Here is a 13,216-nt window from a genome sequence, read left to right as displayed (position 1 = left end):
CTGTCCGGGCCCGTCTGGAAGCTCTCCCCGGTTCCGCAGGTTACCGCCACGGTCCGGTCCAGAGACTAAGACAATGCGCGCCCCGGCCCTCCGCGACTATTTGAAGGATGGTTTCCGATGAGACAGACCGCAGGAACCTTGAACCGGATCTGGCTGACAATTCTCGGCGTCCTTGTCCTGGCCGCCGGCACCGCACTGCTCCTGCAGGCCAGCGGAACACTGCATACCCTTCTAAACGCCGCCTCCACGGCGGCGCGAAGAACGCCTGCAGATCACCGGTGACGACGTACTTCCCTAAGGACGAACCCGGCGACAACACCCCCCGAATCATCAGTGACAGGGCGAGAAAGTCATACCGGGTCCAGTGACCATGTCCCCGGCGATCGGGAACCCAATAAATGTAACGGGTGCGGGCCCGCCACTCAAACGTGCCGTCTACAGACGCAGGCTCAGTCTTCGGAAGCCGGCTGGAACCAAGTAAATCCCGTCCGGCAGCTTCGAGCCCTCTGATGGCAACAATCCAGTCCGGACGTCTAAACGCTCCGCGCCCGAGCCGGACCACCTGCTGTTCGGTCAGTTCGCCCGGCCGGGCTAGCAGGCGCCCGAACGCTGTGCCCCGGTAACCAAAGCTGCGCGAAACGCCCAGTGAGGAATGGTTCCACACCTGTGTCGACGAATCCATTGTCAAAGAAGCCGATGAACGGAAGCGGTGATCGAAGCATCGTATCCGTGCCCGGTCATCCGCTGTGAGTCTCCGGTGGCTGCCGGTCACCGCCAATGGTGATCGGCAGCCACCGGCAGGGAATCACGTGTCGGCGGTTATGTCGGCTTCGCTAGCAAAGCGTGGCACGCAGTCGTGCTGGGCCCGCGGGCGGTTGAACTCGGTGCGGCGCCGCGTCGGACCAGGGGGCCCGCGCATGGCTTCTGCAACTCTGCCAGGCCGGGGGCGACGGCCCATCCGGCGGGTCCTGGCCGCGCGCCTCCGGGCTGCGCCGAGGGGCTGGAGAGCATTCACGGACCCGGCGTCCACCCGGATCGGGTCGACACCGGGGGGCGGGCCGTCTGGTCCGAAATGTGGGACGTGGCAGCGCCTTCCCGCACAGCCTCGACACCTTTCACTGCGGCGGAAATGTCGGGGTAAGTTCGGGAGAGGGCCAGCACCATCCCGTTCCCGTCAACGAGCCTTAGGAGGAACCCTCCCCCGTCGACGCGCACGATCTCAAACGTACCGGGCGTTGAGCGCCAGGGAAGTTCATCGACGGGAACGGCGTCGGGCCCGGCTGGCGCCGGGAGAGTGGGGGTCGCGGTGGCGTCCACGGGTGATGTCCGCACTCCGTGGAGATCCTCGAGCTCGCGTCCGACCATCATCTGAACGAGATCGTTCGGGGTGGTGGTATTCGACGAGATCCCCTGCTCGGGTACGGCTGTGGCCAAGACGTCTGAGTCGACGAAGTGGATAACTTCAGCGTCGGGTGTGAGCTCGGCGATGAGGTCATTGATCAGAGGCTCGACCGAAACAAATACGAAGCTTGTATGCAGAATCGCGATCTTCTTTGACACGCTATTTACTTCCTTTGATAAGACGCCAGATGTCTGACGTCTTATGTCTTATGTTCCCGGAGCGGTCCGGGCTTGTCAATACCCTAGGGTCCCGATTTGGAATCAACGCTGACATGGGTCTCAGGTCTCCCGAGGAATCCTCATGAACTCAACGCCGGAAACGGACCCGTCAGCTAAAGGCGGCGGCTGAGATCCGCAGGTGCGCGCACCCTTCCACGAAAGGGTCGGAAGACGGTATCCGCTTTTGCAAGTGTGCCGTCGGTAGGAGGCCAACACCGCCTGCTAGGGTGGCCCCAATATCCCCGCTACAAGCCGAAAGCCGCCCGAAGGAAGCCATTCCTCGCCATCGCTTCAGTCCTCAGCTCCACCAGTCAAAAGCCCCGTTTTCCCATTACGTTGAACATGAAGGTATCGGATATACCGCGGGAATCATTGGCCAGCGCCGTGATTCCGGAGAGCTGGTTTCTGACGATGTGTCCCAGCAGTGCGATGCGATGCTGGCCAATCTCCAGATCCTGCTCGATGAACAGGGACTGACGCTGAATGATCTGCTGCGCACCACTGTATATCTGACTGATTACCAGGATTTCGAAGCCATCAACCGGCGTGTATTCCAGGCGCCTGTCTGAACCGTATCCCGTCCGCACCACCGTTCAAGTGGCAGCCCTTCCACTGGGCGCCAAGGTGCAGATTGAATCAGTAGTAGCTGTCTCCTGAAAGGCTCGAGTCAGGCTGTACCGTCCCGGCGATTGCGTGCTGGGACCGTCCGGGAGATTGCGAGCCTGACTTGCCGATGTCGCCGCGTGCCATACAGCAGCCCGTGCCACGGTGATGCCCGTCAGCCGGGCCAGGATGGCCGGGGGCAGCTGCATCGCAAGTTGGCCCATGGCTGCACTGCGCGCTGGCGCCGGTTCCAGTCCGATCGCGCGGAGCCGCCGGGTCATGGTTGACGTTGTAATCGGACGGCCGTGGATCGGCCCGGGGAATAGCCATTCGTGGTCTTCGCCGATGCCGCCAAATCGTGCCACAGAGCGTGCGGCTATGGCCGCCCGGGCCGGGATTTCGAGCGCTTCGGGAAGTTGGAGGGGCTCCGGACCGAAACGGATGTGGATGGTGTCTTCGCCACTCGGAATCAGTGCCACGTTTCCATGCCTTGTTGATCCGCATCGTTGCCGGCTTGGACATGAGGTCGACGTCTGCAACGGTCACAGCAGTTGCCTCGCCAAAGCGGGTTCCCGTCATGACCAGGAACTCGGTGAAAGCCCGGTACCGCTCCCCCATACCCTCAAGGATTAGCCCGAATTCAGCATGCGTCAGGAACCGGGTCTCGTCCTCTGCTTTTTCACCTGACGGGAGCTGAACATGTCGGCAAGGATTGTCCTTCCGATAGCGCAGCATGACAGCCGTCTCCATGGCCGCGAAGATCAGGCCGTGATTGTTCTTGATGGTCTTCGGAGACCTGCCCTTCCGCTGCATCGTCTTGATCCAGTAGGTCAGGTGCCGGTAGTCGAGCTTGTCGACCGGAATATGACCGATGACGTCCGCGATGGTGCAGCTTCAGCATCGTTTGGTACGTGTGCACTGTCCCGACGGACGGGCGCACAAGAAGGTCGATGTGCTCCTGAATCACTGCCGCCACAGTCGGTGATTTGGTCTGGTTCTTGACTATCGCATGCTGGGCGATCTCGAAGGACTGCTTGTTGGCATCAAGGAGTCGCTTGAGCGTGACGGCTTCTGCCTCGGTGGCGAATGTAATGCCTTGTTCTTTACTGGTGGCCGGGTCCCGCCAGCAGACCATGAAGGACGAAGTTCCGTCCTTTTCGTGCGCTTTCGAATGCTGGCCATAGGAAAAATGCTACGCCGCTGTCCACACATTTTGGAGATTTGTCCACAGTCAACGGCCCATTAGGCCGCTGACCTGCGGAAACACTGTGCCCGAGGTGGGACTCGAACTGCATTCCCGGCCCTGCGAATTCGGGCCTCCCGCGGAAACCTGCGGAATCCGCCCCGATCCAACCGATGTACGACCCGATCCGAAGCCGAAACTGTGGACATTGTCCACACCCCTTTCTGACACATTTTTGAGTAACGCAGAGCGACTGCCGCGCTCCCCAACCTGGGGCGCGGCAGCTCTGTGTGTGCCAACGAGACTTGCGCACGCGATTGCCCTGCACCCGGCTTTGGACCCTGCTCTTGCAGCACATGCGCGGACTCTAAATTCGTCACCGGCCGTTCTTCCTTTAGACCCTTTCATCGACTGAAATCGGAAAATCGCATGACCGGACACCCAAACAGCGCCGTAGCCAGGGTCTGTCCGCTCACAGAGTCAAAAGCCATGGGTCAAGGTCGTAGAACTCAGCGAAAGGGTCCAGTCAACACTGCTGAATTAAGTTCGAGCTTCCGTGAAAGAACCGCTGGTGTAGGCGCCGAAGCCTCCCACGAGAGGATGATTCTCCCGCCCCAAATGCCCTGAACCGGGACGCACCGCGCGTTGTCTCATCCAGGCCGGGGCAAAGTCAGGAATCCGGCACGCGCCTGTCTCACGTATGCCGCAGTGCACCGCCCCGGGTTCAAAGAATCCCAACGACCAACCTCACCGACATGCCGTAACCGGAGCGCCGGGTTCACGCGTGTCCGCCCGGCCAAAAGAGAACGGCGCCCAAGCAATTCGAGGTTCGTCGTTGCGGAAGCCCCGGAACCGGAGCCGCTGATCCGGAGGTTGGCGCTGTCGGCACCGCGGAACAGCCAGACGGAGCTTCGGCCGGTTTGATGGGCTCAATTGCCCGAATAGTCAGCGTCGGCCACGGTATATGGACTGCTAAGCCCACGGCGCCGACTCAACGGACTCTACGGCGTAGGGTTTGGTCGCCGACCGCTGCAGTGGACGACGCAGGCGCACCTGGTACGGGCCATCGCGGAACGCAGCGCGTGGATCCAACTGGACAACCAGGAGTGGTTCGTCGCGTGCGGCGTCCACCCGCACCACCATCCCGGCCCGCCGACCGTCCACCAGCAGCGGGGTCGCCGGCTCCACCGCCGCCTCCCTAAGGCGATCCTGAAATTCCGCCGCCGCCGCCAGAAAGAGGATTCCATGGGCGGTCCCAACGACCCTAAGCGGGATCACCGCATCAGGCGGCGGGGATGCCGGAGAGGGCCGGGGTTGCAGGTGATATTCCTGGGCAGACGACGCTCCGGCCGACGTCAAGGCTCGTTCGCATTCTAGGCATCGGGTCCGCACCCCGACGTCGGCCAACAAGGTCACGAGCAGTCCTCTGGGTGCGTGTGCCCATTTGTCGGCCACAACCTGGCACCACGCCGTGTGGTACTCCCTGCCGTACTTCATCACATAGACCTGATCATCGCCGAGGAGGGGCATCCCCTCCCGCCGGGCGGCCGGCTCGATCGGTTTGAGGCCGCCGAGACCTCTGGTCTCTGGATGGGCGGGGTGGCTGGCCTTGAGGTACTTGCGCATCAACGGATTGAGTTGCCGTTTTGGTCTTGGAATTCCAGGGCCTTCCTGTGGCGGCGGGAGTGCGATTCGCTCACACCTCTCATTTCCCCCTATCCAGCTTGCGGCCTTTTCTCGCAAGTTGCCAGCCGAAACCACGACTGTTGGTGGGAAAGGCGGGTTCTTCTTTCATCTTCGATTGGCGGTTCCGGACCGGGGCGTGCCTGGTCTTGTAATCCGTGTCCGCTATCTAGTTATGACGAGCTCGTCACCAACGGAGGAAACTTCCCGGTCTGGGACTCAAGGACACGGCCGGCGGCCCGCTCCGGGGCCCGGTGCGGAAACCGGCGCCCGGCCCTGACCGGATACGTCGACGCGGTCAAGTTCCGGGCCGAACTGCTCAGCTTCCACTTCGAAGGCGGAGTCTTTCCAGAATGCCTAGCGCCGGCGTCGCAATCCCGCGACCCAGCGACCGCGGCTGACTGGGTTGTCCCGCTAACCTCCCCTGTCCGGGACCGAACCCCGCAGCCCAACGGTCACCGGAACCGCTGCGGCCGATGTGTTCACGCAACGTTCATGCCAGCGAAGTACGTTCAGCTGATGAACGTTTTTGACCTGGCCCGCCACGGCTTCACAGTGCTGGATGAAGATGACGACGACCCTGTCCTGCTGACCCCCGAGGGCACGCCGGTCGACACCTGGAGGGAGGGTTATCCCTACGGGGCCAGGATGACCCGGGAGCAGTACGAACTGGAAAAGCGGCTTCTGCAGATCGAACTGCTGAAGCTGCAGAAGTGGGTCAAGGCCACGGGCCGTCGCCTTGTCGTGCTTTTCGAAGGCCGGGACGCCGCGGGCAAGGGCGGCACGATCAAACGATTCACCGAGCACCTGAATCCGCGCGGCGCCCACGTTGTGGCGCTGGAAAAGCCCAGCGAACGTGAACAGACGCAGTGGTACTTCCAGCGCTACGCCACCCACCTGCCGGCTGCGGGAGAGATCATCATGTTCGACCGCTCCTGGTACAACCGTGCCGGGGTGGAGCGGGTCATGGGTTCTGCACCGATGAGCGGTACCAGGGCTTCCTTCGCCAGGCCCCGGCCTTCGAACAGGTTCTGACCAACGACGGCATTGACGTGGTGAAGTTCTGGTTCTCTGTGTCACGGACAGAGCAGCTGACCCGGTTCGCGATCCGCCAAGTCGATCCCGTGCGGCAATGGAAGCTCTCCCCTATGGACCTGGCCTCACTGGATAAGTGGGATTCCTACACAACTGCCAAGGAGACGATGTTCCTGGCGACGGACACCGATTGGGCGCCGTGGACAGTGGTCAAAAGCAACGACAAGAAGCGCGCCCGGCTTGAGGCCATGCGCCACGTCCTTCATATGTTTGACTACGACGACAAAGACACTGAACTGGTCACCGCACCGGACAGCCTCATTGTCGGCCCGGCCTCGAGAATCTTCGAAGACGGCGAAAGGCCCGGAGCACATTAGGCCCAGCCGTAGCCGGCAGTCCTGCTGGCATGGCCCGGCCCGAAACGGAAGTTAATGCCGACTTGGTGATCTGCGCCTCGGTTTTACCCGTATAGCGACCGGGAAATGGCTGTGTCCAGCGGCTTTATGCTGTTCCGGCAGCTCCCGCATATAGGCCCCTGGGGCAATGACTCGTGAAGACAGCAGAACTGAGCCGGAAAACCATCCGCTGAGTACCCGTGGATTTACTACATACTCCGAAGCTTAGGGTCAACGATCTCGGTCCGGATCACTGCCGCCAGCGTCTGGGCCGTGGTGGTGATCCCGGTATTCCGCTTGATTTCCTTGCGGATGACGTCCAGCACCGAGTCGGACAGGATGATGTCCAGAAGTGCATCCGGCGACGTTGCCGCGCGGTGCTTCCACAGCTCATCGATCCGGCGACGCTTGAGCGCCTCCCGGTGGAGGAAGAACATTTTCTCCGCTTTTTCCTCCACCGATTCTGGGCCGAGGAGGTCAACCTCGAAGGCGAGATTCACAATCACGGGGAGCCCGCCGGTGAGGTGGTAGGCCTGCCAGACCTGCCCGTTGGTGAGGATCATCCATTCCACACCCTCGTTGACCGCATACATCTGGACTTGGCGGAGGTGGCGCTCACCGAGTTTCTGGCTTACCCGCTTGACCTCGATGAAGGCAATCAGCTGCTTATCAATTCTGACGCCGTAGTCCGCGAAATCCTGCTTGACCATGTACTCGGTGGTCAGGTCGCGGAATTTGTCATAGCCCAAACCCTCGCAGAGCATGTCCGTGATCAGAAGACGGGTGTCGCCCTCATTGGCGTCCCGGGCCAGGAGATCGTGGAGCGGCCTCGTGAACCGCTGCACGGCAGCCTTGACCTGCTCATGGGCCTCGGACTCCCACTTCGGCAATTTGGCGGCCGGCGGCGCGGGTTTGATCTCTGCGACCACTGTGACGGCTTCGGCGGCGTCGACTGCCACGAGGCGCACTTCCAGAGCCGGCGGTGCTGGCGCTTCAGCGGAATCGTCGCCGGCTGACTCTTCGTCGGCAGGAACGGCTTGGGGAGCATCGACAGCACCCATGGGACGCGACAATTCGTCGGGGAGTTGAACATGTGCGTCCACCACACCAAAAGCCGCTTGCTTCAACAGCCACTGGATTGTCGGCAACCAGGGCTCCACGGCCTCCCTGCTTACCCCCGGGGCCTCGACGGTCCTCGCCGCGGAGATGGCCTCCAGATCAGCGGTGCGCGGAACCAGGTGACCCTGCCCGGCTGCCTCAGTGGCCCACTGGGAAAGCACCTGCAGGCGCGCCTGATACTTAATGTCTGTCATTTTCCCCCCCAATTGAATTCAGTCCCTTCTGAATTCGTCAATTAGACGAGACCATACACCGCCGCCTTGTCCGCCTCCGCCCGCGCCACGACTGCAATTGCAGCGTACCCGTGCCGGACGCCGGATTGACCGAAATTCCGCAAATGCACTGGCGTTTACCGCGAGTTCATGCATTCGCCACCTCTTTGATTTTGCCGCCAGCGAAAGGCGGCTTCGAACTTATCTCCATTCAGGCTAGGATCGCTCTCGAACCCGGCCTGATCGGCATGGTCTGCGACCTCCGCTTCGCTAATGTCACATGTGCACAAGGAACTAGCGCATGGGCGGGCTCGTTGGGACTTGAGGACGCAAGTATTTTCAAACTAGCTGGAGGTTGAAAAATTATGGGATTGAGCTTGCAGAAGGGCCAGTCGCTGTCGCTGACCAAAAAAGACGGCGGTTCGCTCACGAAAACCAAAATGGGGCTGGGCTGGGACTCGGCGGCTCCGGTCAAAAAGGGCTTTTTCGGAAAGGCCAAGACCGTAGAGGTCGACCTCGATGCGTCGGCCATTTTCTTCGACGCGGCCGGCAAGTCGCTTGACCAGGTCTGGTACAACCAGCTGCAGAGCAAGGACGGCTCCACGCGCCACACCGGAGACAACCTGACGGGCGACGGCGCCGGCGATGACGAGACCATCCTGGTCAACCTGGAGCTCGTCTCCCCGGCCGTGGCACACATCGTCTTCGTCATCAGCAGCTACACCGGCCAGACCTTCGACCAGGTACAGAATGCCTTTTGCCGGCTGGTGGACGACTCCACGGCAGGAAGCCCGGAGATTGCCAAGTACCAGCTGACCGACTCGGGGACCCATTCGGCCATGATCATGTCCAAGGTATCCCGTGAGGGTGCGGGCTGGACCTTTAAGGCCATCGGGGAGCGGGCCCAGGGCCGCTCGGTTGCGGACTTGATTGCACCGGCCGCCGCCGTCCTCTAGCCGTTCGAAGGATTCCTTATTTTGTCGAGTCTGACCCTTACCAAAGGTAATAATCTCTCCCTCACCAAGGCCGATCCCGGGCTGGAACGGGCCCTGATCGGCCTGGGCTGGGATCCGAGGACCACCAGCGGCCAAGCCTTCGACCTGGACGCTTCGGCGCTCCTGGTCGGCGCGGACGGCAAGGTCCGGTCGCAGGACGACTTCATCTTCTACAACCAGCTCCAGGCCAAAGACGGTTCGGTGGTCCACCAGGGCGACAACCGCAGCGGAGTGGGCGAGGGCGACGACGAACAGATCCTGATCGACCTCAGCCTGATCGCAGCGGACGTGGACCGCGTTGTCATCGTTGTGTCCATCGACCAGGCGGATGCCCGCGGCCAGAACTTCGGCCAGATCCGTGGCGCGTACTGCCGTGTCCTGAACCAGGACACGGACCAGGAAGTGGTCCGCTACGATTTGAGCGAGGATGCGGCACCTGAAACGTCAATGATTTTCGCCGAGATTTACCGCAACCGTGCCGAATGGAAATTCCGGGCGGTTGGCCAAGGCTATGCCACGGGACTGCACGGCATCGCCACCGATTTCGGCATTTCGCTGGACTAGTTCGCAAGACCGATTCAACACGAAGGAATGGTACAAACATGGCAGGACTAACCCTTACCAAAGGCAGCAATCTGTCCCTGACGAAGAGCGCACCAGGCCTGTCGAAGGCTGTAGTGGGGCTGGGCTGGGACCCGCGTACGACGACGGGTGAGGCTTTCGACCTCGACGCCTCCGCCCTCCTGGTGGCCGCGGACGGCAAGGTCCGATCCTCCGCGGACTTCATTTTCTACAACCAGCCCGCTGCCGCGGACGGCTCCGTCACCCACCTGGGCGATAACCGGTCCGGCGAAGGCGCCGGCGACGACGAACAGATCCTGGTCGATCTCTCCCTGGTGGCCGCCGACGTCGAGCGCGTTGTCATTGTGGTCTCCATCGACCAGGGTGAAACGCGCGGCCAGAACTTTGGCCAGGTGCGCAGCGCGTACTGCCGCGTGATCAACCAGGTCGATGACAAGGAAATCGTCCGCTACGACCTGAGCGAGGACGCAGCGCCCGAAACGTCGATGATTTTCGCTGAGGTCTACCGCAACAACGGTGACTGGAAGTTCAAGGCCGTCGGACAGGGTTACGCCACCGGCCTCGCCGGCATAGCCAAGGACTTCGGCGTCGACCTTAGCTGATTAGTTTGCCGGACTGATTAGGGTCCGGGCAGACTCCTTCCGCTCCGCATCGTTTCCACCTGAGGTGGTGTCCCGGCCAATCGAAACCGGGACACCACCGAACTCTTGAAAAGGCAGCATCATGAATTCTCCGTTGACTCCCCCCGACGCCGCTGAGGCTTCATTGGTGCTTCACGCTCCGGAAGCCCCTGCCATTGTTCAGCCCGAAGACGCGCTCGGCATGGTGCCGGTTCCCGACGAACGGCGCGCCGAGATCAACAGGCAGGCCAGGGAGTTCGTGGCCGGCCTGGCCAAGCTGGACGCGCGCAGCCCGGAGTTCTCCTCACAGGTCGATGGCATTAACAAGATCGGCAGCGCCGAGATCACAGCGTCAAGCAGCTCCTCCAGCAGGCTGCTGGAGCGTTCCTCGACGTCCATTGCCGGCGCCAAGAAGTCCGGGAACAGCGCTCAGGTGGCGGTCGCTAACACCCTGGGTGAGCTGCGGAGCACAGTGGAGGACCTCACTCCCAACCAGGCCAACATGAGCGTGGGCAAGAAGATCCTGGGCTTCATCCCCGGCGGCAATAAGCTGGCCAAGTACTTCCAGAAATACGAATCGGCGCAGACCCAGCTGAACCAGATCATCAAGTCCCTGATGACGGGCCAGGACGAGTTGCTCAAGGACAATGCCAGCCTAGCCAACGAAAAAGTCCAGCTCTGGGAAACGATGCAGGCACTGAGTGAATATGCCGTCTTCGCCAAGGCACTGGACGCCGCCTGCGTGGAGAAGATCGACTCCGCACGCGCCGCCGGGCAGATTACCGAGGCACAGAAGATGGAGGCGGACGTCCTGTTCCCCGTGCGCCAGCGCCACCAGGACATCCTGACCCAGCTCGCCGTCTCCGTTCAGGGGTACCTGGCGATGGACCTGATCCGTAAGAACAACGTTGAACTGATCAAGGGTGTGGAGCGGGCACGCACCACCACCATCTCGGCACTGCGTACGGCGGTGATCGTGGCCCAGGCCCTGGCCAACCAGAAGATGGTCCTGGACCAGATCGACGCCGTCAACACCACCACCAACAACATGATCCTGAGCACCAGCGAAATGCTCAAGGACCAGACCGCGCGCATCCACCAGCAGGCGTCCAGCTCCGGGGTCAGTGTGGAGACGCTGCAGAAGGCCTTCGACAATGTGTTCGCCACGATGGATGCCATTGACACGTTCCGGTCCGAGGCAGCCAAGAACATGGAGAGCACCGTCGGGGCCCTCGAAGCCAGCGTCCAGAAGGCCAGGCCGTACCTGGAACGCGCACGGCAGGGCCAGACAGACTAAGTGACAGCGAAGCAGCAGGCGGTACCGCAGTGATTGGTAAGTTCATCGGCTCCCTGTTCGGCGGCGCCCCCGCACCGGGCATCGCTGAACAGGCGCCCGAGCCAACGGCCGAGGCCGAGCTAGCGCAGACCACCGGATCCCTGGACAACCTGCGCAGCGCCATCCGCCGGGCCGGTGCTGAGCTGCCGACGTCGGTGTCCTCGCAGCTGCGCCAAATCGACGATGTGCTGCGTCCGCTGGTCAGCCACATGGCCGAACACGGTGCTTCGATGGAGCAGCAGGTGCTGCTGAACTCCATCGTCTGCAGCTACATCCCGGACCCCCTGCGCACGTACCTGGCGCTCCCGGACAGTGCCAGGACTGAGGACTCCGGACCAACGCAGCTGCTGGCGGAGCAGTTCGCCACGCTCGAGGAAATAGCCCGGGACCTGGCCAACCAGGTGCGGATCGGTGCCATTGCCGAGCTGTCCACCCACGGCCGGTTCCTCGAAGACAAGTTCGCGCCGTCCGCGCTTCGGTTGGAAGGCCGCTGATGGGCAACCTTGTGGCCGGGGCTAACGCCGCCCTGACGGCCGAGAACCCGGGACTGAGCAAAGTCATGATCGGCTTGGGCTGGCAGTCCATCCCCAGCCGCGGGCCCCAGTCTGAGCTGGTTCCCCTGGCCATCATGTGCGACGCCGGCGGCCGGGCCGTCTCGAACGATCACCTGGTGTTTTTCAACCAGATCGCGAGCCCCGAGGGCTCGGTGGCCTTCGCCGGCACCGAGGACCAGGAGCAAATCGACGTGGACCTGTCCCTCGTACCGGACAGCGTCGCCAAAATTACGTTCATTGTCTACGTCGACCCCGATCTCCGCGGGCCCGGCACCTTCGCTGCCATCCGCGGCCAATACATCCGGGTGGCCACCGCACAGAATCAGGAGCTGGTGCGCTTCGATATTCCCCAGTCCCCGCAGGACAACATCACGGCCATGATGTTCGGTGAACTTTACCGCCACCGCGAGGACTGGAAATTCCGGGCCTTGGGCCAGGGCTACACAACCGGCCTGCGCGGCGTGGCGGCCGACTTCCGGTTCGATGTCTAGGCGATGGCACTGAACAGGTCCAGCATCCGCACGGACATAACCTACCTCAGCCGCAGGGTCAGGCCGGCCGCCCGCGATGAAATATCTGCCGCGGCAACGTTCGCTCCGGCACCCGTCCCGGCGGCAGCGCCGCCGTCGTCCCCTGCGGCACCAGCTGCCACTACGTCGCTGTCCCTCAGCCGGTCGCCCGCGCCCACATCCGCGGCACCAAACACGTCAGCTGCCGCCCCGTCGGCCGTATCCCGGCCCCGGGCCGCGGCCCGGCCCACCAGGCTCTTTCCGGCTCCCGGGATCGGCGCGACGAGGCTGCTCAACGCCCAAACGCCGATGATCCGCCTTGACCGGCGCCAGTCGGCGATCGGCAGCTTGCTGGTGACGGGGGCAACCTCGGCGGCATGGGAAAGCTCAGAACACGTGACCGGGGCCATGAGCGTGGACGGCGCCGTCTCCGGCACCACCCTCGAATGCTCGGGAAACCGCCCGCTGGTCGGCTACGTGGACGGGACGGCCGCCGTGGCGCTTCGGCATATCCGGGAGCTGCGCCGGGCGCTGTTTATCGGACAGCCTTTCTCCCCTCTGACCGTGGAGATTTTCGACGGCGGCACCGTGACGCTGCCCGCGGCTGACGGAGAGCTCAGATACATCCTGTCCCTGACCGCGATCGATGGCGTTATCGAGCTACGCGCCGAACCGGTGCCCGCCCGCGCCGACGCCGCCGAGCTCTGGCAGGAATTCGGCTTTTCCATGACCACCAAAGCTGCCGCCCGCCGGCAGGAACCGTGACGGGA

General features: G+C 62.6%; 13 protein-coding genes and 1 pseudogene. 10 read left to right on the top strand and 4 right to left on the bottom strand.

Annotation, left to right across the window (positions count from 1 at the left end):
* Positions 1-117: 117 nt before the first annotated feature.
* Positions 118-282: a hypothetical protein gene (locus tag CXQ91_RS24875; RefSeq protein WP_181038973.1), complete on the top strand. Its 165-nt coding sequence runs from the start codon at positions 118-120 to the stop codon at positions 280-282.
* A 729-nt stretch (positions 283-1,011) separates the two neighbouring features.
* Here CXQ91_RS24875 and CXQ91_RS25410 read toward each other — a convergent pair.
* Entirely contained in the window at positions 1,012-1,560 is a 549-nt protein-coding gene (locus CXQ91_RS25410) for a YegP family protein (RefSeq protein WP_258074155.1), read from the bottom strand.
* Between the two features lie 287 nt (positions 1,561-1,847).
* Here CXQ91_RS25410 and CXQ91_RS20210 point away from each other — a divergent pair, with 287 nt between their 5' ends.
* Positions 1,848-2,189 (top strand): RidA family protein, encoded by a 342-nt coding sequence (locus tag CXQ91_RS20210; protein WP_181038972.1) that lies wholly within the window; start codon positions 1,848-1,850, stop codon positions 2,187-2,189.
* A gap of 2,189 nt (positions 2,190-4,378) precedes the next feature.
* Here CXQ91_RS20210 and CXQ91_RS24585 read toward each other — a convergent pair.
* A complete protein-coding gene (locus CXQ91_RS24585) occupies positions 4,379-4,594 on the bottom strand; it encodes a hypothetical protein (RefSeq protein ID WP_146072390.1) in 216 nt (71 codons plus the stop codon).
* A 1,014-nt stretch (positions 4,595-5,608) separates the two neighbouring features.
* Here CXQ91_RS24585 and ppk2 point away from each other — a divergent pair.
* Positions 5,609-6,501 (top strand): annotated as a pseudogene (gene ppk2 / locus CXQ91_RS20200) (polyphosphate kinase 2).
* Between the two features lie 227 nt (positions 6,502-6,728).
* Here the strand turns inward: ppk2 and CXQ91_RS20195 are convergent.
* Positions 6,729-7,832 (bottom strand): type I restriction enzyme HsdR N-terminal domain-containing protein, encoded by a 1,104-nt coding sequence (locus CXQ91_RS20195; RefSeq protein WP_104175673.1) that lies wholly within the window; start codon positions 7,830-7,832, stop codon positions 6,729-6,731.
* A gap of 383 nt (positions 7,833-8,215) precedes the next feature.
* Between CXQ91_RS20195 and CXQ91_RS20190 the strand changes: the two genes are divergently transcribed.
* From CXQ91_RS20190 to CXQ91_RS20165, 6 genes are all read left to right on the top strand, one after another.
* Entirely contained in the window at positions 8,216-8,806 is a 591-nt protein-coding gene (locus CXQ91_RS20190; RefSeq protein ID WP_104175672.1) for a TerD family protein, read from the top strand.
* A gap of 21 nt (positions 8,807-8,827) precedes the next feature.
* Positions 8,828-9,409, top strand: coding sequence for a TerD family protein (locus tag CXQ91_RS20185; protein WP_104175671.1), 582 nt, complete (start codon positions 8,828-8,830; stop codon positions 9,407-9,409).
* 38 nt (positions 9,410-9,447) lie between these two features.
* A complete protein-coding gene (locus CXQ91_RS20180) occupies positions 9,448-10,029 on the top strand; it encodes a TerD family protein (RefSeq protein WP_104175670.1) in 582 nt (193 codons plus the stop codon).
* A gap of 121 nt (positions 10,030-10,150) precedes the next feature.
* On the top strand, positions 10,151-11,344 hold the full coding sequence (locus tag CXQ91_RS20175) for a toxic anion resistance protein (protein ID WP_104175669.1): 1,194 nt from the start codon (positions 10,151-10,153) through the stop codon (positions 11,342-11,344).
* 29 nt (positions 11,345-11,373) lie between these two features.
* On the top strand, positions 11,374-11,877 hold the full coding sequence (locus CXQ91_RS20170; RefSeq protein WP_104175668.1) for a hypothetical protein: 504 nt from the start codon (positions 11,374-11,376) through the stop codon (positions 11,875-11,877).
* Positions 11,877-12,428, top strand: coding sequence for a TerD family protein (locus tag CXQ91_RS20165; RefSeq protein ID WP_104175667.1), 552 nt, complete (start codon positions 11,877-11,879; stop codon positions 12,426-12,428). The genes CXQ91_RS20170 and CXQ91_RS20165 overlap by 1 nt, the downstream gene beginning before the upstream one ends.
* Positions 12,429-12,469: 41 nt before the next feature.
* On the opposite strand, the gene CXQ91_RS20160 is transcribed toward CXQ91_RS20165, so the two are convergent.
* The gene (locus CXQ91_RS20160) at positions 12,470-12,856 is read right to left on the bottom strand and encodes a hypothetical protein (protein ID WP_104175666.1); all 387 of its coding nucleotides are present in this window, start codon (positions 12,854-12,856) and stop codon (positions 12,470-12,472) included.
* On the opposite strand from CXQ91_RS20160, the gene CXQ91_RS20155 reads away from it, so the two are divergent.
* Entirely contained in the window at positions 12,843-13,211 is a 369-nt protein-coding gene (locus tag CXQ91_RS20155; protein WP_146072389.1) for a hypothetical protein, read from the top strand. The two genes, CXQ91_RS20160 and CXQ91_RS20155, sit on opposite strands and share 14 nt — an antisense overlap.
* The last annotated feature ends 5 nt before the right edge of the window (positions 13,212-13,216 follow it).

Origin of the sequence: Arthrobacter sp. Y81 (assembly GCF_002929335.1) — a bacterium.
GTDB lineage: Bacteria > Actinomycetota > Actinomycetes > Actinomycetales > Micrococcaceae > Arthrobacter.
The sequence above is the reverse complement of the archived record's forward strand: the minus strand, read 5'-3'. Positions and strand labels throughout refer to the sequence as shown.

Bases quoted from the DNA above. Each gene is read 5' to 3' on its own strand.
- CXQ91_RS24875 (WP_181038973.1), top strand. From the start codon at position 118: ATGAGACAGACCGCAGGAACCTTGAACCGGATCTGGCTGACAATTCTC.
- CXQ91_RS20195 (WP_104175673.1), bottom strand. From the start codon at position 7,832: ATGACAGACATTAAGTATCAGGCGCGCCTGCAGGTGCTTTCCCAGTGG.
- CXQ91_RS20175 (WP_104175669.1), top strand. From the start codon at position 10,151: ATGAATTCTCCGTTGACTCCCCCCGACGCCGCTGAGGCTTCATTGGTG.
- CXQ91_RS20180 (WP_104175670.1), top strand. From the start codon at position 9,448: ATGGCAGGACTAACCCTTACCAAAGGCAGCAATCTGTCCCTGACGAAG.
- CXQ91_RS20160 (WP_104175666.1), bottom strand. From the start codon at position 12,856: ATGGCCCCGGTCACGTGTTCTGAGCTTTCCCATGCCGCCGAGGTTGCC.
- CXQ91_RS20165 (WP_104175667.1), top strand. From the start codon at position 11,877: ATGGGCAACCTTGTGGCCGGGGCTAACGCCGCCCTGACGGCCGAGAAC.
- CXQ91_RS20190 (WP_104175672.1), top strand. From the start codon at position 8,216: ATGGGATTGAGCTTGCAGAAGGGCCAGTCGCTGTCGCTGACCAAAAAA.